A 17,688-nucleotide genomic window follows, 5' to 3' on the forward strand; every position below is an offset into this window, starting at 1 on the left:
GCGCCCCACCGGGGGTAGGCAGGTTAAGGTCTCCTCGTCGGATACAGGAGGTTCTCGGTTGTTCTACGGTGCAATGAAGCTGTCGGTGGGTGGCACATTGAAGCTCGCCTTCCGGCCCTGGGTGGAGGGACTGGAGAACGTCCCCGACGAGGGGCCGGCCATCCTCGCGAGCAACCACCTCTCCTTCTCCGACTCCTTCTTCCTGCCCGCGATGCTCGACCGGAAGGTCACCTTCATCGCCAAGCAGGAGTACTTCACCACTCCGGGGATCAAGGGCAGGCTGACCGCGGCGTTCTTCAAGGGCGTCGGCCAGCTGCCGGTGGACCGCTCGGGCAGCCGGGGCGCGGGCGAGGCCGCGATCAAGGCGGGGATCGAGGTCATCAAGCGCGGTGAGCTGTTCGGCATCTACCCGGAGGGCACGCGCTCCCCGGACGGCCGTCTCTACCGCGGCAAGCCCGGCGGTCTGGCGCGGGTCGCGCTGGCGACGGGCGCGCCGGTGATCCCGGTCGCGATGATCGACACCGAGAAGATCCAGCCGCCGGGCAAGGTGATGCCCAAGCTGATGCGCCCCGGCATCAAGATCGGCAAGCCGCTGGACTTCAGCCGCTACCACGGCATGGACGGCGACCGCTTCATCCTGCGCTCGGTGACCGACGAGGTCATGTACGAGATCATGAAGCTGTCCGGCCAGGAGTACGTCGACATCTACGCGACCGCGGCCAAGCGGCAGATCGCGGACGCGGAGGCGGCCCGTAAGAAGGCCGAGAAGGCCGCCGAAAAGGGCGCCGACAAGAGCGACAAGAGCTCGGACGACAAGAGCTCGGACGACAAGAGCACGGACGACAAGAGCACGGACAAGGACAAGACCGGGGCGTAACGTCGCGCCGGGCCCGGGGGTGGGGGGAAGTTGGCGCTACAGCCCAAGCGCGAGCGTGTCGTACGCATGTCCGTGGAGCAGCCGCTGTGGCATGCGCTGACCGCCTACCGGGTGCTCACGCTGATCTACGCGCTCTGTCTCTTCGTCTACTCCTTCCACGACTACGACCGTCCGCTCGGCGCCGCCGCCTATATGGCGGTGCTGACCGTGTGGACGGCGCTGACCTTCCGCATGGTCTCCTCGGCCGAGCGCTGCACCCGCCGCTTCCTGATCGGCGACCTGGCGGTCGCGATCACCGGCATCCTGCTCACCCCGCTGGTCGACAACCACGACCGCATCGCCGAGGGCACGCCCACGCTGCCCTCCATATGGACGGCGGGCGCGGTTCTCGGCTTCGCGATCAAGGGCGGCTGGCGGTGGGCCGCGTGGGCGTCGACCGTCGTCTGCGCGGCCAACATCATCGAGCGCGGCGGGTTCGCGCAGGACACCGTCCACATGCTGATGCTGGTGTGGGTCGCGAGCGTGGCCATCGGGTACGTCGTGGAGGTCGCCCGCGCCAGTGAACGCACCCTGGCCCGCGCGCTGCGCATCGAGGCGGCGACCCGCGAACGCGAGCGGCTGGCCCGCGACATCCACGACAGCGTGCTCCAGGTGCTGGCCATGGTGCAGCGGCGGGGCGCCGCGATCGGCGGCGAGGCGGCCGAACTGGGCCGGATGGCGGGGGAGCAGGAGATCGCGCTGCGCTCGCTGGTGGCCACCGGTCTGGTCACCCCGCCGCGCGCGGCGGCCGACGACCGCCACGACCTGGACGAGGCCGAGCCCCCGGCATCGCCGCCCGCTCCTGTCCCCGCTTGTGCCGACACCCTGCCGGAGGACGCCGCCGACCCCTGCGATCTGCGGGCCCTGATCGCCCCGCACGCCGGATCCCAGGTCACCTTCTCCGAACCGGGCGCCCCGGTGGTCCTCCCGGCCGCGGCGGCGGGGGAGTTGGCGGCCGCTGTCGGTGCCGCGCTGGACAATGTGCGGGTGCACGCGGGCGACGGCGCCCGCGCCTGGATCCTGCTGGAGGACGAGCCGAACGCGGTGATGGTGACCGTACGGGACGACGGGCCCGGCATCCCCGAAGGCAGGCTCGCCGACGCCGAGCGGGAAGGGCGGCTCGGCGTCGCCCTGTCGATCCGGGGGCGGCTGCGCGACCTCGGCGGCACCGCCGAGTGGATCTCGGCGCCGGGCCAGGGCACCGAGGTGGAGCTGACGGTTCCGAAACCCGCGCTGAACGCGAAGGACCGGACATGAAGGGAACGACCGCACGATGACCGACGACGTCCGGGAAGCCGAGCCGCCGGTGACGGTGATGGTGGTGGACGACCACCCGATGTGGCGCGACGCCGTCGCCCGCGATCTGTCCGAGGCCGGGTTCGACGTGGTGGCCACCGCGGGGGACGGCCCGCAGGCGGTCCGCCGGGCCAAGGCCGCCGAGCCCGACGTCCTGGTGCTCGACCTCAACCTGCCCGGGCTGCCCGGCGTCGAGGTCTGCAAGGAGGTCGTCGCCGCCCACCCCAAGCTGCGGGTGCTGGTGCTCTCCGCGAGCGGTGAGCACGCGGACGTCCTGGAGGCGGTCAAGTCCGGCGCCACCGGCTATCTGCTGAAGTCGGCCAGTACGGAAGAGCTGATCGACGCGGTGCGCCGTACCGCCGTCGGCGACGCCGTGTTCACCCCGGGCCTCGCCGGTCTGGTGCTCGGCGAGTACCGGCGGCTGGCCAGCGAGCCCGCCCCCGCCACCGCCGACCAGCCGGTCGCCCCGCAGCTCACCGAGCGGGAGACGGAGGTGCTGCGGCTGGTGGCCAAGGGGCTCTCGTACAAGCAGATCGCCGAGCGTCTGGTGATCTCCCACCGCACCGTGCAGAACCACGTCCAGAACACCCTGGGCAAGCTCCAGCTGCACAACCGGGTGGAGCTGGTGCGGTACGCGATCGAGGCGGGGCTGGACGACGCGTAAGCCGCGTCCACCGCCCTGCCGCTCGAACGGGTGAACTTCCTTCCCAACTCCCTTTGCCACCACAGGAATCGCTTTCCGCCCCATCCCCTGTGACCTGGATCACCGTTAGCGTGGCCCTCGTATCGGGCCCAATCTCGGGATTTCAGCGGCAGAAGGGACGAAAAGGATGCGGGTCGGAGTGCTGACCGGCGGTGGCGACTGCCCCGGTCTCAACGCGGTCATCCGCGCCGTCGTGCGCAAGGGCGTGCAGGAATACGGCTACGACTTCGTCGGCTACCGGGACGGCTGGCGCGGTCCCCTCCAGAACGACACCGTTCCCCTCGACATCCGCGCGGTACGCGGCATCCTGCCGCGCGGCGGCACCATCCTCGGCTCGTCCCGCACCAACCCCTTCAACAGCGAGGACGGCATCCGCCGGGTCAAGGAGGGCCTGGCCAAACAGGAGGTTGACGCCCTCATCGCCATCGGCGGCGAGGACACCCTCGGCGTCGCCGCCCGGCTCTCCGGCGACTACGGCATCGCCTGCGTCGGCGTCCCCAAAACCATCGACAACGACCTCTCCGCCACGGACTACACCTTCGGCTTCGACACCGCGGTCAACATCGCCACCGAGGCCATCGACCGCCTCCACACCACCGCCGAATCCCATATGCGGGTCCTCGTCGTCGAGGTGATGGGCCGCCACGCGGGCTGGATCGCCCTCCACGCGGGGCTCGCCGGCGGCGCCAACGTCATCCTCATCCCCGAGCAGCGCTTCGACGTCGACCGCATCTGCGGCTGGGTCGAATCCCGCTTCAAGATCCGTTACGCGCCGATCGTGGTCGTGGCGGAGGGCGCGATGCCGAAGGACGGCGATGCCGTCCTGAAGGACGAGTCCTTGGACTCCTTCGGTCACGTCCGGCTCTCCGGGATCGGTGAGTGGCTGGCCAAGGAGATCGAGCGGCGCACGGGCAAGGAGGCCCGTACGACCGTCCTCGGCCACGTGCAGCGCGGCGGCACCCCCAGCGCCTTCGATCGCTGGCTCGCCACCCGCTTCGGTCTGCACGCCATCGACGCCGTGCGGGACGGGGACTTCGGCAAGATGGTCGCCCTCCGCGGCACCGATATCGTCCGCGTCCCCTTGGCCGAGGCGACGGCCCGCCTGAAGACGGTGGACCCGTCGCTGTACGCGGAGGCGGAGGTCTTCTTCGGCTGACCCCGCCGCTCCCGCCGGGGCGCCGTCCCCGGCGGGAGGTCCCGCCGGGGCTCCGCCCCGGACCCCGGGGTGGCCGCGGGGCGGGCCGGGTGCTGGCGCTGGGGGTTCGTCGCCGGGTGTGGGCCGGGTGGGTCTTTCCCCTCCCCGCCCCTTCCCGAACCGGGGCTCCGCCCCGGGCCCCGGAGCCGGGCCTCGCTTTCGTTGCCGGGCGCGGCCCGGTGGCCGGGTTGTGCCCACCCGTTCCTCCCCCAGCTACCGCTGGGAGGTGCCCCCTCCGCGGAACGATTGCCCACAACCAGGTCACATCCCAGCCCCGCGGGCGTGCCCCGCCCCTCCGGCCGGGACACCCCAGCCGCTCCGGCTGAGACAACGCAGCCCCTCGTCCGGGACTCCCCAGCCCCTGCCGGGCCATCCCAGCCCCTCCGGCGTTTGAGGAGCGGGGGCCGGGGCGGAGCCCGCCACGCGGCGGAGCCGCATATCGGTACTGCGGGAAGGGGCGGGGTGGGGAACGGTCAGACCCGCACAGCCGCCAGCAGCTCCGCCACCACCACCGCCCCATCCAACGACAGCACCGACTCCGGATGGAACTGCACCCCCGCAAACCCCGGCCCCCGCAGCGCATGCACCTCCCCGGAAGACACGTCGCGGCTCAACTCCACCCGATGCATCGCCAACTCCGCCTCCACCCCCTCACCGCACCGCGCAGCAAACCTGTTGTAGAACCACACCCGTCTCCTCCCCGCCCGAAGAAGTCGATCCGCTCCTGCGCCCCCCTGAAACGCACATTCCTTCCGCACGATCTCCAACCCCAGCTCCGCCGCGATCAGCTCGTGCCCCAGGCACACCCCCAGCAGCCCATGCTGGTGCCCGGCGACCAACTCCGCGGCCAGCCCCCGCAGGAACCGCATCTTGGGGTCCGCGGCGTCCCCCGGATCCCCCGGCCCGGGGCCCAGCACGACCGGCCCGTCGTGGGTCAGGGCGGCCTCCCGGACGCCCGGCTCGTCGTACCGCCGCACCGTCACCGTCAGCCCCGCCATCCGCAGCAGATGCGCCAGCATCGACGTAAACGTGTCCTCGGCGTCGATCACCAGCGCATGCCCGGACAGCAAATGCTCCGCCGCCTGCATCCGCAACCAGAACGGCGCCAGGTCCGCCCGCCGCGCGTCCAGCGCCGCCCGCACTCGCGGGTCGTCCGCGAGCCGGGGCCGCAAGCCGGAACCGGACCGTACGGGCGCCTCCCGCACGCCGAGCGCGGTCAGCACCCCGGCCGCCTTGGCATGCGTCTCGGCGACCTCACTCCGCGGGTCGGAGTGGCGCACCAGCGTCGCCCCGACCGGCACCCGCAGCGCCCCACGGCCGTCGATGTCGGCGGTGCGGATGAGGATCGGCGAGTCGAGGGTCTGCGCGCCGCCCCCGTCCCGCCCGATGAGCGCCAGCGCGCCCGCGTAATACCCGCGCCCACCCGGCTCGTACCGCTCGATCACGCGGCACGCGTTCTGCACGGGCGACCCGGTGACGGTCGCCGCGAACATCGTCTCCCGCAGCACCTCCCGCACGTCCAGCGAGGACCGCCCCCGCAGCTCGTACTCGGTGTGCGCGAGGTGCGCCATCTCCTTGAGCCGCGGCCCGACCACGACGCCGCCCATGTCGCCGACGGTGCACATCATCTTGAGTTCCTCGTCCACGACCATGGACAGCTCCTCCACCTCCTTGGGGTCGTGCAGGAACTCCAGCAGCCCGTCCACCGACGCCCCGCCCTCCGGATAGCGGTACGTCCCGCTGATCGGGTTCATCACGACCGTCCCGCCGGACATGCGTACGTGCACCTCCGGGCTGGCCCCGACCAGCGTCCGCCCGCCGCCCAGCCGTACGACGTACGTCCAGTACGCGCCCCGCTCACCGGCGAGCAGCCGCCGGAAGAGCGCGAGCGCGTCGGTACTCGCGAACCCCGGAATCTCCCCCTCGAAGGTCCTCCGAATGACGAAATTGGCACCCTCACCAGTGCCGATCTCGTCCTCGATGACCCGGCTCACGATCTCCGCGTACGCGTCGTCGTCGACGTCGAAGCGCCCGCCCTCGACCCGCACGTCGTGCGCGGGCAGCGCGTCCAGCAGCTCGGCGAGCGGCAGCGCGTACGTGGTCTCGGGCCGCAGCACGGCCAGCGGCGTCCCGTCGTCCCGTACGTCGAACCCCCGCTCCCGGATCTGCCGGAACGGCACCAGCGCGAGCGCGTCGCTCACCGGCCCGCCGCCCTCCGGCGCCCCGGTCGGCAGCGGGATATCGGTCAGCCGCTCCACCTCACCGGCCGGGCCGATGAGCACCTCGACGGTGTCGGGGTCGTGCCCTGGCGTACGGCGGTGCAGCAGGGCGAAGGGCGGGCAGTCGTCGGCGAGCAGGCGGGCGACGAGGGCCTGAGCGTCGGGATGCGTCATAACGGATGTTCCTTCCGGAGAGGAGGAACGACCCGCGGAAACGCCGAAGGCCGCCCCTCGGGCGGCCTTCGCGTGTGTCTGTGGGTGCGCGCGATTCAGTGGGCCGCCGGATGAGCGGTCCACCACCAGGTCATGGTCAGTCGCGCGAACATGGTCAGGACTCTACCTCAGTCCCACGGGTTCGCAGGCTGGCCGTCGATGGCCGTCCAGAACCGGGTGTTCTCCGGTACGTAGCCGTAAGCCCAGAAGGACCAGCCACCGCCGTACTCCAGGTTGGGGCCGTAGCGCCCATCGTGATGCTCGCCCTCCCGCCAGCCGGGCCCGTAGTACTGCTCGCAGATGCCGTCGGCGGCCGCCCGGCTGGTCAACCGGGTGCCCGACACGGGCGGCGTCGCGGCCACGGTGCCGCGCGCCCAGGGGTGGTAGAAGTCCGGGTTGATGCTGGCGGGCACCGGGGCGCCGGTGACTCTGAGACACAGGATCGGCAGGACGGCGGTGGCAGGGGTGTCGCCTTGGTACGCGTTGGTCGACGGGTCGGAGCTCACGCGGATCGTGCCGTCGGCCTGCTTCTCGGCGACGGTCCAGGTCATCCCGGCGTGGTTGGCGGCGGGTGCCGCCTGGGCCGCCGGGGCGGCGGTCAGCGACATCAGCGCGAGCGAGGCGGCGGCCGCCAGGGCGGCGGCGCTGCGGCGGAGCAACTTCCTCATGGGACTACTCCTTCGGATGGGGACCGGCCACGGGGGCGGGCCGGTCACCCGAACAGCGTCCGAGGAGCGCACGGTTCCATCACGTCTTCTGCGCGGCATGTCCATAAACGGCCGAGGGATGCCCGAACGCCCGTTCTTGCGCCACGGCTTCTGTGTGTGCTTGGTACGGACCTTTGTCACGTGGCGTGCATGGGGAGCAGTACCGCGGTGACGAGGGTGTCCTTGAGCCATGCTTCGTAGTCCTCGGGGGCCCAGTCGGCGTCGAGAACGAGGCTGTCGTGGACGCCGGCACTCATCAAGGCGACGGCGATGTCCACGGCCTTGGGGTGGACGCCGCAGCCGGTGGCGCGGACGCGTTCGATGACCCTCTCGACCCCGAGCCTGTTCCGTCGTGCTCCTTCCGCCTGGGTGGCCGCGATGTCCGGGGAGACCGCGGCGCCGGTGTTCAGCATGGTGGCGATGTCGCCGCAGCGTTCCCGCGCCTGGCGGCATGCCTTGGCCAGCAGTCCCAGCAGGGTGTCGGGATCGGTCAGCTCCGCCGCCTCGGCCAACAGCTCCGGCAGGCCGGCTTCCTCATCCATCAAGTCGACCAGCCCGTTGAGCACGCCGGCCTTGGAACCGAAATGCGCGTAGATGGTCTGCGGCGCGACCCCGGCTTCTTTGGCGATGGAGCGGATCGGTGTGCGGGCATAGCCGTGTTCGGCGAACAGCCTGCGCGCGGCGGTGAGGATCGTGCGCAGCGTGAGCGCCTCGCGTCGATCACGCAGCCGGACGACTCCCGGCAGATCCGACATGTGTATGCTCCCGATTAGAACGTTGTTCCAAGTTCTGGAACGTCATTCTGTAGCCTACCAAGCTGCCGCGACAGGAGGGAGAACCGCATGAAGCTCGTGGTTTTCGGGGCGAACGGCCCGACAGGGCGACTTGTCACCCAGCGGGCGCTGGCGGAGGGCCATGCCGTGACGGCCGTGACCCGGCGGCCCGAAGCCTTCCCGATCGAGAATCCGCACCTGCGGGTGGCGGGCGCCGATGCTCTGGACGCGGCGATGGTGGATGAGGTGGTGGCCGGCCATGACGGCGTTGTATCGGTCCTCGGCGTCCCGTACACCAAGGAGCCGGTCACGATCTACTCGCAGGGTGCGCGGAACATCGTGGCGGCGATGAACCGGCACGACCTGCGGCGGCTGGTATGCGTGACCTCGATCGGCGTGCACCCCCAACTCGCACCCGAGGAGAAGTTCTTCTACCGCAAAGTGGTCGGGCCGATCCTGTTGTCGATGGGGCGCCCGCTGTACGAGGACGCGCGCCGCATGGAGGAGATCGTGCGCGCCACCGATCTCGACTGGACGATCGTCCGCCCCTCAGGACTGTTCGACGCCACGACGGTCACCGACTACCGCATCGCCGTCGCGCCCGAGCGGCTGCCCGGCATGTTCACCTCCCGCGCCGACCTGGCCGACGTGCTCCTGCGCGAGGCCACCGGCGATCAGCACGTACGCGCCTGCATCGAGGTGATCACCACTCAGGGCACCCCGAGCTACGCCCGCGTGTTCCTCAAAGAGGCGTTGCATATCGGCGCATGACCCCGCGCCGGTGGGCCGGGTGTGTGTGGGCGGTGTGGAGGTGCCACCCCGGTGCCGGGGCTGTCGGTGGGGGCCGTTAAGTTACAGGGCCCGCGTATCGGTCTGATGCGCGGTCATCGCCATGCTCTTCAACGGGGAGAACCGCTCTGTCCACGAACGCACCGCCGCCCGGCGGCCACAGCCCTTCCTACCCGGCGCAGCAGCCGTACCCGTACGGCCAGCCCCAGTACGGCCAGCAGCCGCCGCACGGCCAGCCGCAGTACGGTCAGCCCTACCCGGGTACGCCCGCTCCGCCGCCTCCGCCCCGGCGCGGCTTCTTCAGCCGCTTCAACCTCAAGACCAAGATCCAGATGATCGCCGGTGTCTTGGTCGCGATCTTCTGCGGTATCTGGTACGGGGTGCTGGGCCACGACAGCCCCGACACCGGCCCGGCCAACACGGACAGCACCAGCGCGTCCTCCGCCGAGGTCGGCGACTGCCTCCAGAAGAAGGGCACCGACACCGATCCGGACCTCACCATCGTGGACTGCGGTGGCGCCACCGCGGACTACAAGGTGAAGCAGCGTGAGGCGATGGACTACAGCTGCGATCCGCAGTACGCCACGTACCAGCTGACGCGGAACGGCAGGCCGCAGTTCACGCTGTGCATGGAGCGCATCAGCAAGTAGCACGTGGGTCAGTAGGGCCGGTGCGCTCCGGGCCGTGTGCTCCGCCATCCGGCGGAGCACACGGCCCGGAGTGTTTTGTGGGCGTCGTCGGTGGGTGGGCGGAACGGGCCGGTGGGGCGCCCTGACCGGATGCCGGGTGCGGGCTTCGTCTCGGTTCCGGTGGTTGGAGCATTGGGGGGCGATGGGGCCGGGTCCCGCCGTTGCCTTCGGACGGTTCGCTCGGGCGAGGGCCGGTGGCGGCTCCGCGCCTTCGTGGCGTGGGGCGGTGCCGGGCTGTGGGCTCGTCAGGGGCGTCCACTACCGGTTGGAGGTGGCTCACGGACACGGGGACCGTGGTATCCGGCGTGGCCGGTGTCTGTGAGCCGACTCAATGTCACTGGCCGTCAGACGGCGACGGCGCGGCTTGGCCCCCGGGCCCTGTCCATGCTCCATCGCCGAAGGCGCGACGAAAGCCGCGCCTTCGGGATCAGAGTTCGCCGTTCGCGGCAGCGGTGACGAAGTCGCCGAAGGCGGCGGGGGAGAGCAGCAGGACGGGCCCGTCGGGGTTCTTGGAGTCGCGGATGGCCATCCGGCCGGGTATCTCGGCAACCTCCACGCATTCGCCGCCGTCGTCCGCGCTGTAGCTCGACTTGCGCCACTCAGGACTGCGTTCCATAGCGTTCCTCCATCACGTGCGCGATCAGATCTGCCGAGTCCTGTACGGACAGGGCGGCAGCCTGCAAGTGAGCGTAACGAAGGCTGAGATCGCCGACGTACTCCGGATCGGCGGTCATGTAGCCCGCTCTGCGCGTCTCGTCGTACGCCAACTCCGGGCTGTTCTTGAAGCGCAGCAGCGCGAAAGCCCCACCAAAACCTGCATGTGCTCCGGCCGTGAACGGCAGGATCTGGATGTGCACGTGCGGGTGATCGCGGAAACTCAACAGGTGCGCCAGTTGGGCCCGCATCACGTCCCGACCGCCGATCTCCTGGCGCAGCACCCCTTCGCCGAATACGGCCCACAGCAGCGGCGGGCGCTTCCTGTGAAGGATCTGCTGGCGTGACAGTCGCTGCTCCAGCTTTGATTCGAGCTGGTCCTTGCTGAGCACGCTGAGCACCGCCCGTGCGTAGTCCGGGGTCTGTAGCAGGCCGTTCACCACGGTCATCTCGAACACGAACTTCTGGGCGGCTTCGGCCTCCAGCTCGCTGTGATCCTTGAGTTCGAGGGGCACGCCGAAGCGCAGAGCCATCTCCAGCAGCCGCAGGAGCGCGCCGCCCGTGTTCAGCACGTCGTCCAGCTGTCTGGTGAAGCGATTGGTCGGGATCTTCTTGGCCGTCTCGTACTGACCGATCAGCGAACCGGTGCAGTAGACCTTGCCGCCCAACTGATCCTGCGTGAGCCCGGCGGCCTCGCGATATCGGCGTAGCTCCGCGCCAAGGTGATGCATCGGAGACGTAGTCGGGTCCAGCTTTCGGATGTTCGGCATGACAGCCCCCAACAACCAGCACGTTGTGTTCTTGCGGTAGCCCACGGTAATCGTCCGGATCCACTCTTGTGTCGTGAACGAAGACATTGCGTACCCGCCGCCCCACTACCACCTGACCTTCACCACGCTGTCCGCGCATGCGGCCCGCCACATCCGACGTATCGTCCGTACGTTCCTCGCCATGTGGGACATGCCGCACCTGGCCGAGCCCGCCGGGCTGGCCGTGACCGAGCTGCTCGCCAACGTGATCAAGCACGTGCCCGGCGGGAGCTGCACCGTGGTGCTGCTCGCGCAGGAGGGGAAGCTGCGGGTCGAGGTCGGCGACGCCTCGTCTGTCGTGCCCGTCAGGCGGGCCGCCGGGCCGTGGGAGGAGAACGGGCGGGGGCTGGCGATGGTGGAGCTGGTCACGGACGCTTGGGGCGTGGAGCGGAACCAAGGCCGACCAGGGAAGAAGGTGTGGTTCGAGCTCAAAGCGTGAGGCGGGGTGTCTCACACCGTGGGCGGCGGGCTGGACGCGAATGAAGACCCCGTACCCTTGTCCGGGTGACCGTGAACGCTGAATCCCACGCCGGTGGCAACACCTGGCAGTCCCTTCCCGCGGCGCAGCAGCCTGACTGGCCGGACCAAGAGGCTCTGCGCGAGGTAATCGCTGAGCTCGAGGCCTATCCGCCGCTCGTCTTCGCGGGCGAGTGCGACCAGCTGCGGCACCGCCTGGGGGCCGTGGCCCGGGGTGAGGCGTTTCTGCTTCAGGGCGGTGACTGCGCCGAGGCCTTCGACGGGGTGGGCGCCGACCAGATCCGTAACAAGCTGAAGACGCTCCTCCAGATGGGCGCCGTGCTGACCTACGCCGGGTCCGTCCCGGTGGTGAAGGTCGGCCGGATCGCCGGGCAGTACAGCAAGCCGCGCTCGAAGCCGACCGAGACCCGCGACGGGGTGACCCTGCCGACGTACCGCGGCGACTCCGTCAACGGCTTCGAGTTCACGGAGGAGGCGCGGATCCCGGATCCGCAGCGGCTGAAGCGGATGTACCAGGCGTCGGCCTCGACGCTGAACCTGGTCCGCGCCTTCACCACCGGCGGCTACGCCGATCTGCGGCAGGTGCACGCCTGGAACCAGGACTTCGTGAAGTCGTCCCCGTCGGGGCAGCGCTACGAGGCGCTGGCGCGCGAGATCGACCGCGCGATGAACTTCATGAACGCCTGCGGGGTGGACCCGGAGGAGTTCAAGACCGTCGAGTTCTTCTCGTCGCACGAGGCCCTGGTCCTGGACTACGAGTCGGCGATGACCCGTACCGACTCGCGGACCGGCGACCTGTACGACGTGTCCGGCCACATGGTGTGGATCGGTGAGCGCACCCGGCAGCTGGACGGGGCGCACATCGAGTTCGCGTCGAAGGTCCGTAACCCGGTGGGCGTGAAGCTGGGCCCTACGACCACGCCCGAAGAGGCGCTGACGCTGATCGACAAGATCGACCCGGACCGCGAGCCGGGCCGTCTCACCTTCATCACGCGGATGGGCGCGGACAAGGTCCGCGACAAGCTGCCGCACCTGGTGGAGAAGGTCACCGCGTCCGGTGCGCAGGTCGCGTGGGTCTGCGACCCGATGCACGGCAACACCTTCGAGGCCGCGTCGGGCCACAAGACGCGCCGCTTCGACGATGTGCTGGACGAGGTCAAGGGCTTCTTCGAGGTCCACAAGGAGCTGGGCACCCACCCGGGTGGCATCCATGTGGAGCTGACCGGTGACGACGTCACGGAGTGCGTGGGCGGCGGCGACGAGATCTTCGTCGACGATCTGCACCAGCGGTACGAGACGGCCTGCGACCCGCGGCTGAACCGCAGCCAGTCGCTCGACCTGGCGTTCCTGGTCGCGGAGATGTACCGGGACCAGTAGAGATCATTCATACGCAGGTGGGGCGCGGATCACATCGATCCGCGCCCCTCGGCGTTGTAAGGCTCCGGCATGACAGGTAAGGTAAGGGTTACCTTATTGATCAACGCTGGAGAGTCTGCCCGTGTACGTCTGCTCATGCTTCGGGATCACCGAGAAGCAGGTGCGCGAGCACGCGTCCACGGGCGCGTGCACACCGCGCCAGATCGCCGGTGCCTGCAAGGCGGGCACGGACTGCGGTTCCTGCGTACGCAAGATCCAGGCGCTGCTGGGCCGGGGCGCGTGCCCGCGCCGCGAGGCCCCGCTCGAGCCCGTCGCGCTGCCTGCCGCGGCGGCGGTCGAGGTCGAGGTAGAGGCCGCCGAAGCCGCCTAGCCTGCCGTCCTGGCCCGTCAGCTGCTCGGCTGCTCGATCTGCTGGGCGATGTAGAGCGCCTCACCGAGCTTCTCGATCAGATCGAGCTGGGTGTCGAGGTAGTCGATGTGCTCCTCCTCGTCGGCGAGGATGCTCTCGAAGATGTTGGCCGAGGTGATGTCGCCCTTGGACCGCATCAGCTCGATGCCGCGCTTGAGGCGGTCGATGGCCTCCAGCTCCACCTGACGGTCGGCCTGGAACATCTCGGTGACGGTCTGGCCCACCCGCACGTGGAAGAGCCGCTGGTAATTCGGGAGACCATCCAGAAGGAGGATCCGGTCGGTGAGCATCTCCGCGTGCTTCATCTCATCGAACGACTCCGACCGGGTGTATGCGGCCAGTCGTGTCCAGCCAAAGTTGTCCTGCATCTTCGAATGCAGAAAGTACTGATTGATGGCTGTCAGCTCGCCGGTCAGCTGCTCGTTGAGGAATTCCAGAACCTCGGGGTCGCCCTGCATCGAAGGGGCTCCTTCCCATCAGAAGGGGGAATGCCAGGTTCCGGCATCGTTGCATCGCCGCAGCTGGGGCGTCCAGCAAGGGCACGCTTAGTGCGAGTTGCCCGGTCGCCGCCCCGGCGCCGCATGCCCTGGTCCCGACCACCCCCGGCGGTCTGAGAGCATGGAGTCCATGGGTCAGTCGGAGCACCGTGAGGGAGAGCTTGCGCAGCTGCCCCCGGGGCAGCGACTCCAGCGCGGGTGGCCGGTTACGCACTATGGGCCGGTCCCGAAATTCCGGCCGGACCGCTGGGAGTTCCGCGTGTTCGGCGCGACGGCGGACGGGGAGAAGCACTGCTGGTCGCATGAGGAGTTCTCCGCCCTTCCGTACTCGACGGTCGTCGCCGATCTGCACTGCGTCACCAAGTTCTCCATGCTGGGCGCGGAATGGGGCGGCGTCGCGGCGAGCGAGATCGTCAAGCTCGCACCGCCGGCGCCCGACGTCACGCACGTCATGGTGTGGGCGGAGTACGGATTCAGCTCGAATCTGCGGCTGACGGATTTCATGACCGAGGCGGCCATGTTCGCCACCCACAAGGACGGCGAGCTGCTGACCGCCGAGCACGGCTTCCCGCTGCGGCTGATCGTCCCGCACCTCTACGCCTGGAAGGGCCCGAAGTGGGTCCGCGGCGTCGAGTACATGACCGCCGACCGGCGCGGTTTCTGGGAAGAGCGCGGCTATCACAACATCGGCGACCCCTGGAGCGAGCAGCGCTACACGTACCAGGAGGAGCCGGGGGACGGCCCCGAGCTGTAGGCCGCCTTTTGCTCAGTCGGTGCGGCTGGACCAGCCCTCGGGGAGGGCGCCGGGCGCCGTCGCGATGACCGACTCGTCGTCCGTGCCGACGTGCTCGAAGAGGGTGATCCTGGCGAACTCGGGCACGACGTACACCGGGTACGTCGGGCCCTGGTCGCGGTAGGCGCGCATCGCGTCGAGGTGGTCGTTCTGGTAGCAGACGGTGCGTTCGCCGTGCTCCTCGACCCAGTGCGGGAAGAAGATCACGCCGTGCAGGCGGCGCTTGCGCGGCATGACGTTCACCGAGACGGAGGTGCCGGTGGGCTCGTTCCAGGAGATCTTGAAGCTGTCGTCGTCCAGTTGGACCAGATCGACGTGCTGGCCCTTGACCCAGCGGCCGCCGACCATGCCGGAGTGGATGCGGTAGTCGATGGTGTGGTCGTTCTTCACGTACATCTCGTACTGCCAGCCGTTGGCGTACGTGTAGATGAAGCGGTGGCCGACGATCCCGGAGAGGTCCTGCGGGGGGACGGGGTTGGCGACGGTGGTCATGGTCTGCCTCCTCGGGGTGGGTCTGGGTTCGGCTGACCATTCAATTTTGCAACAAAACTGTTTTGTGTCAAAATTTTGTGCCCCGGCAGAATGGGGTCATGGACACCGCGACCGAGTTCGGCCGACTCCTCGGCCCCCTGCGCAGGGCGGTCCTGCGCACCCGCCACACCGCAGAACTCCCCGACCTGCCCGAGGCCCAGATCGAGCTGTTGCGGGTGCTCGCGGCAGGAGACGCGACCCCGCGCGAGGTCGCGGCGCGGCTGCGGGTCGCGCCGTCCACCGTCAGCAACCTGGTCCGTGCGATGACCGCAGCCGGTCTGGTCGAACGCATCCCCTCCACTGTCGACCTGCGCACCGTGCGGCTCGCCGCCTCGCCCAAGGCGCTGGACATGCTCGACGCCTACGACCGCACCAGCACGGCCGCCCTGCGCCGGGCGCTGGACGGCCTCGCCCCGTCGAGCCGCGAGGCGCTGGAGCGGGCGCTGCCCGCGCTCGACGACCTGCTCGCCGCGCTGGAGGCGGAGGCGCCGGGGGAGGGGTGACGGTTCTCAGTGATACTGGTGCACCACCGCGTGCCCCTTCCCCCTCCCGATCATCCACTTGTTGACCGGCGTCGTGATCGCGAAGGCGACCGCGAAGGAGAGGGCCAGGCTGAGCCAGAACAGCGCGTCGGAGAGGGTCGCGTCCATCGCCCCCGGGAACAGCAGCAGCGTGCCGTTGTCCACCAGCTCCATCACGGCGATCGACACGGTGTCCGCCGCCAGGGCGACCCGTAGCGCGCTGCGCAGGCCGAGCCCGGCGCGGAGGACGCCGCGCATCGTGAGCGCGTAGCCGAAGACGAAGGCGAGCACGATCGCCAGGATCATGGTGGGCGCGTTGTGCCAGGCCAGTGCCGTGCCGATGGCCATGCCCAGGATCTCGCCGATGGCGCAGCCGGTGAGGCAGTGCAGCGTGGCCTGGGCGGCCATGGGCCAGCTGGCGGAGGCGGTGCCGTGGTTGTGGCCGTGTTCGCCGTGTTCGCCGTGCGCGTGGTGCGTGTGGTGCTCCATGCGATCCATGTCGGATGCCCCCAGGGGGTAGTAGCGATCCTTCGGCGAAAGGAACGCTATACCCCTAGGGGGTATTCCTCAATGGTGTTGTCTAGTCATCCCGCAACGCCTTGAGCCGGGCGATGTCCGCCGCATGCCCCTCGATCCCATCGGCCCCGCCCGGCGTCTCGACCACCAGCGGCACCCCTTGCGTCGCCGGATGCGTGAACAGCTCCCGGAACGGCTCCTCGCCGATGTGCCCCGCGCCGATGTTCTCGTGCCGGTCCTTGTGCGCGCCGACCACGTCCTTGGAGTCGTTCGCGTGGATCAGCTTCAGCCGCCCCTTGCCGGTGACGTCCACCAGCTCGTCGAGCGTCTGCTTCATCCCGCCGGGCGCGGCCAGGTCATGGCCCGCGGCGAAGACGTGACAGGTGTCGAGGCAGACGCCGAGTTTGGGATGCCGGTCCAGCGCCTCGAAGTACGGCCCGAGGTCCTCGACCAGCGCACACAGGGACGTCCCCTGCCCCGCCGTCGGCTCCAGGAGGAGCGGCGGGTCGTCCTCATGCGTCAGCTCGTCCAGCAACGGCAGCACCCGCTCCCGCACCTGCGCGATCGCCGTCCCCCGCGCCCGCCCGCCGGTCGCCGACCCGGTGTGCACGACGACCCCGAGCGCCCCGATCTCCCGCCCGCGGCGGAGCGAATGCCGCAGCGAATCGACGGAGCGGTCGGCGGTGGCCTCGGTGTGCGACCCGAAGTTGATCAGGTACGGAGCATGGATGTACACCGGCACCGACTGCTCGGCACAGGCCGTACGGAAGGCCTCGTCCTGCGCCGGGACGCCGGGCGGCGTGGCCCAGCCGCGCGGATTGGCGACGAAGACCTGCACGGCTTCGGCGCCGATGTCCCGCGCATGCGGAAGGCCGGTGGAGGCGAGGCCACCGGCGACGCGGATGTGCCCGCCGATGGGATTGCGACTGCGGTTCGTACTCACCCTTCCAGCATCCCAGCCGACGAAGGCGGATCGGACGGCCCGGGGGCTTGTTCCCCACCCCGCCCCTTCCCGAACCGGGGGCAAGCCCCCGGCCCCCCGGTTGGGGGCTCCGCCCCCAAACCCCCGCCGGGGCTCCGCCCCTGGCCCCCGCTCCTCAATCGCCGGAGGGGCTGGGTGGTTGGGCCTCGGCCCCTGGTCCTGCTCCTCGGACGGTGGAGGGGCTGAGGTGTGGAGCTCGGGCCCCGGCCCCTGCTCCGCGAACGGCGCTGGGCTGGGGTGGGGGGCACGGTTTCTGGTTCCTACTGCTCGAACGCTTGGGGGTTGGGATGTGGGGTTCGGCTCCTGGGCCCTGCTCCTCGAACGCTGGAGGGGTTGGGAGGTGGGGCGCCCGCACCGGCGGGGTTCGGGTCGGGGCGGAGCCCCAACCCCCCCAGCCCGGTTCGCGCTTGAGGCGGGGGCGGCACCCTGAAACCCAGTCCGGCCGACGTACGAGGCGGGGGCGGAGCCCCGAAATCCCATTCCGGTCCGGGCTTGAGGAGGGGCGGCACTCCGAAGCCCCCCTGGGCGGCGCTGGAACCCAGGCCGGTCTGTGCTTGCCCAGGGGCGAGGGCCCGAAATCCAGCCCCTCCGGCGTTTGAGGAGCGGGGGCGTGGGGGGCGGA

At 69.9% G+C, this 17,688-nt stretch carries 21 protein-coding genes; 11 read left to right on the top strand and 10 right to left on the bottom strand.

The window, feature by feature from the left end:
• Positions 1–73: 73 nt before the first annotated feature.
• The 4 genes from SSOG_RS33060 (at position 74) to SSOG_RS33075 (ending at position 4,071) form a co-directional block, all read left to right on the top strand.
• Positions 74–877, top strand: a complete 804-nt coding sequence (locus tag SSOG_RS33060; RefSeq protein ID WP_009718613.1) for a lysophospholipid acyltransferase family protein — start codon at positions 74–76, stop codon at positions 875–877.
• A 66-nt stretch (positions 878–943) separates the two neighbouring features.
• Positions 944–2,173, top strand: a complete 1,230-nt coding sequence (gene macS / locus SSOG_RS33065; RefSeq protein ID WP_009718614.1) for a MacS family sensor histidine kinase — start codon at positions 944–946, stop codon at positions 2,171–2,173.
• Between the two features lie 16 nt (positions 2,174–2,189).
• Entirely contained in the window at positions 2,190–2,876 is a 687-nt protein-coding gene (locus SSOG_RS33070) for a response regulator (protein WP_009718615.1), read from the top strand.
• 166 nt (positions 2,877–3,042) lie between these two features.
• A complete protein-coding gene (locus SSOG_RS33075; RefSeq protein ID WP_009718616.1) occupies positions 3,043–4,071 on the top strand; it encodes a 6-phosphofructokinase in 1,029 nt (342 codons plus the stop codon).
• 512 nt (positions 4,072–4,583) lie between these two features.
• Here the strand turns inward: SSOG_RS33075 and SSOG_RS33080 are convergent.
• The 4 genes from SSOG_RS33080 to SSOG_RS33090 form a co-directional block, all read right to left on the bottom strand.
• Positions 4,584–6,503, bottom strand: coding sequence for a phenazine-specific anthranilate synthase component I (locus tag SSOG_RS33080; protein WP_009718617.1), 1,920 nt, complete (start codon positions 6,501–6,503; stop codon positions 4,584–4,586).
• 95 nt (positions 6,504–6,598) lie between these two features.
• Complete coding sequence (locus tag SSOG_RS58570) at positions 6,599–6,655, bottom strand: trp operon leader peptide (RefSeq protein ID WP_106516695.1); 57 nt, start codon at positions 6,653–6,655, stop codon at positions 6,599–6,601.
• Positions 6,656–6,670: 15 nt separating this feature from the next.
• The gene (locus tag SSOG_RS33085) at positions 6,671–7,210 is read right to left on the bottom strand and encodes a hypothetical protein (RefSeq protein ID WP_050800043.1); all 540 of its coding nucleotides are present in this window, start codon (positions 7,208–7,210) and stop codon (positions 6,671–6,673) included.
• 176 nt (positions 7,211–7,386) lie between these two features.
• A complete protein-coding gene (locus SSOG_RS33090; protein ID WP_009718619.1) occupies positions 7,387–8,004 on the bottom strand; it encodes a TetR/AcrR family transcriptional regulator in 618 nt (205 codons plus the stop codon).
• Between the two features lie 87 nt (positions 8,005–8,091).
• On the opposite strand from SSOG_RS33090, the gene SSOG_RS33095 reads away from it, so the two are divergent.
• Together SSOG_RS33095 and SSOG_RS47050 are read left to right on the top strand one after the other, a co-directional pair.
• Positions 8,092–8,793, top strand: a complete 702-nt coding sequence (locus tag SSOG_RS33095; protein ID WP_009718620.1) for an NAD(P)-dependent oxidoreductase — start codon at positions 8,092–8,094, stop codon at positions 8,791–8,793.
• A gap of 350 nt (positions 8,794–9,143) precedes the next feature.
• Positions 9,144–9,461: an LppU/SCO3897 family protein gene (locus SSOG_RS47050; protein WP_009718621.1), complete on the top strand. Its 318-nt coding sequence runs from the start codon at positions 9,144–9,146 to the stop codon at positions 9,459–9,461.
• Positions 9,462–9,927: 466 nt separating this feature from the next.
• Here SSOG_RS47050 and SSOG_RS33105 read toward each other — a convergent pair whose 3' ends face one another.
• Positions 9,928–10,116, bottom strand: a complete 189-nt coding sequence (locus SSOG_RS33105) for a DUF397 domain-containing protein (RefSeq protein WP_009718622.1) — start codon at positions 10,114–10,116, stop codon at positions 9,928–9,930.
• Positions 10,100–10,924, bottom strand: a complete 825-nt coding sequence (locus tag SSOG_RS33110) for a helix-turn-helix domain-containing protein (protein WP_039939259.1) — start codon at positions 10,922–10,924, stop codon at positions 10,100–10,102. Before SSOG_RS33110 ends, SSOG_RS33105 begins: the two co-directional genes overlap by 17 nt.
• Before the next feature lie 73 nt (positions 10,925–10,997).
• Between SSOG_RS33110 and SSOG_RS33115 the strand changes: the two genes are divergently transcribed.
• From SSOG_RS33115 to SSOG_RS33125, 3 genes are all read left to right on the top strand, one after another.
• Positions 10,998–11,402 (top strand): ATP-binding protein, encoded by a 405-nt coding sequence (locus tag SSOG_RS33115; RefSeq protein ID WP_009718624.1) that lies wholly within the window; start codon positions 10,998–11,000, stop codon positions 11,400–11,402.
• A gap of 65 nt (positions 11,403–11,467) precedes the next feature.
• Positions 11,468–12,817, top strand: a complete 1,350-nt coding sequence (locus SSOG_RS33120; RefSeq protein WP_009718625.1) for a class II 3-deoxy-7-phosphoheptulonate synthase — start codon at positions 11,468–11,470, stop codon at positions 12,815–12,817.
• 121 nt (positions 12,818–12,938) lie between these two features.
• Positions 12,939–13,187 (top strand): (2Fe-2S)-binding protein, encoded by a 249-nt coding sequence (locus SSOG_RS33125; RefSeq protein WP_039939262.1) that lies wholly within the window; start codon positions 12,939–12,941, stop codon positions 13,185–13,187.
• Between the two features lie 17 nt (positions 13,188–13,204).
• Here SSOG_RS33125 and bfr read toward each other — a convergent pair whose 3' ends face one another.
• A complete protein-coding gene (gene bfr, locus SSOG_RS33130) occupies positions 13,205–13,684 on the bottom strand; it encodes a bacterioferritin (RefSeq protein WP_009718627.1) in 480 nt (159 codons plus the stop codon).
• A 169-nt stretch (positions 13,685–13,853) separates the two neighbouring features.
• Between bfr and SSOG_RS33135 the strand changes: the two genes are divergently transcribed.
• Positions 13,854–14,477 carry a sulfite oxidase-like oxidoreductase gene (locus SSOG_RS33135; protein ID WP_039939264.1) on the top strand — a complete coding sequence of 208 codons (624 nt, stop codon included), beginning with the start codon at positions 13,854–13,856 and terminating at the stop codon, positions 14,475–14,477.
• Positions 14,478–14,489: 12 nt separating this feature from the next.
• On the opposite strand, the gene SSOG_RS33140 is transcribed toward SSOG_RS33135, so the two are convergent.
• Positions 14,490–15,008, bottom strand: coding sequence for a phenolic acid decarboxylase (locus SSOG_RS33140; RefSeq protein WP_009718629.1), 519 nt, complete (start codon positions 15,006–15,008; stop codon positions 14,490–14,492).
• Between the two features lie 98 nt (positions 15,009–15,106).
• Here SSOG_RS33140 and SSOG_RS33145 point away from each other — a divergent pair, with 98 nt between their 5' ends.
• Positions 15,107–15,550, top strand: coding sequence for a MarR family winged helix-turn-helix transcriptional regulator (locus SSOG_RS33145; RefSeq protein WP_039939267.1), 444 nt, complete (start codon positions 15,107–15,109; stop codon positions 15,548–15,550).
• Between the two features lie 6 nt (positions 15,551–15,556).
• Here the strand turns inward: SSOG_RS33145 and SSOG_RS33150 are convergent, their stop codons facing one another.
• Positions 15,557–16,057 carry a DUF4396 domain-containing protein gene (locus SSOG_RS33150; RefSeq protein WP_039942106.1) on the bottom strand — a complete coding sequence of 167 codons (501 nt, stop codon included), beginning with the start codon at positions 16,055–16,057 and terminating at the stop codon, positions 15,557–15,559.
• A 91-nt stretch (positions 16,058–16,148) separates the two neighbouring features.
• Positions 16,149–17,027, bottom strand: a complete 879-nt coding sequence (locus SSOG_RS33155) for a deoxyribonuclease IV (RefSeq protein WP_009718632.1) — start codon at positions 17,025–17,027, stop codon at positions 16,149–16,151.
• Between the last annotated feature and the right edge of the window lie 661 nt (positions 17,028–17,688).

Source organism: Streptomyces himastatinicus ATCC 53653 (assembly GCF_000158915.1).
Lineage (GTDB): Bacteria > Actinomycetota > Actinomycetes > Streptomycetales > Streptomycetaceae > Streptomyces > Streptomyces himastatinicus.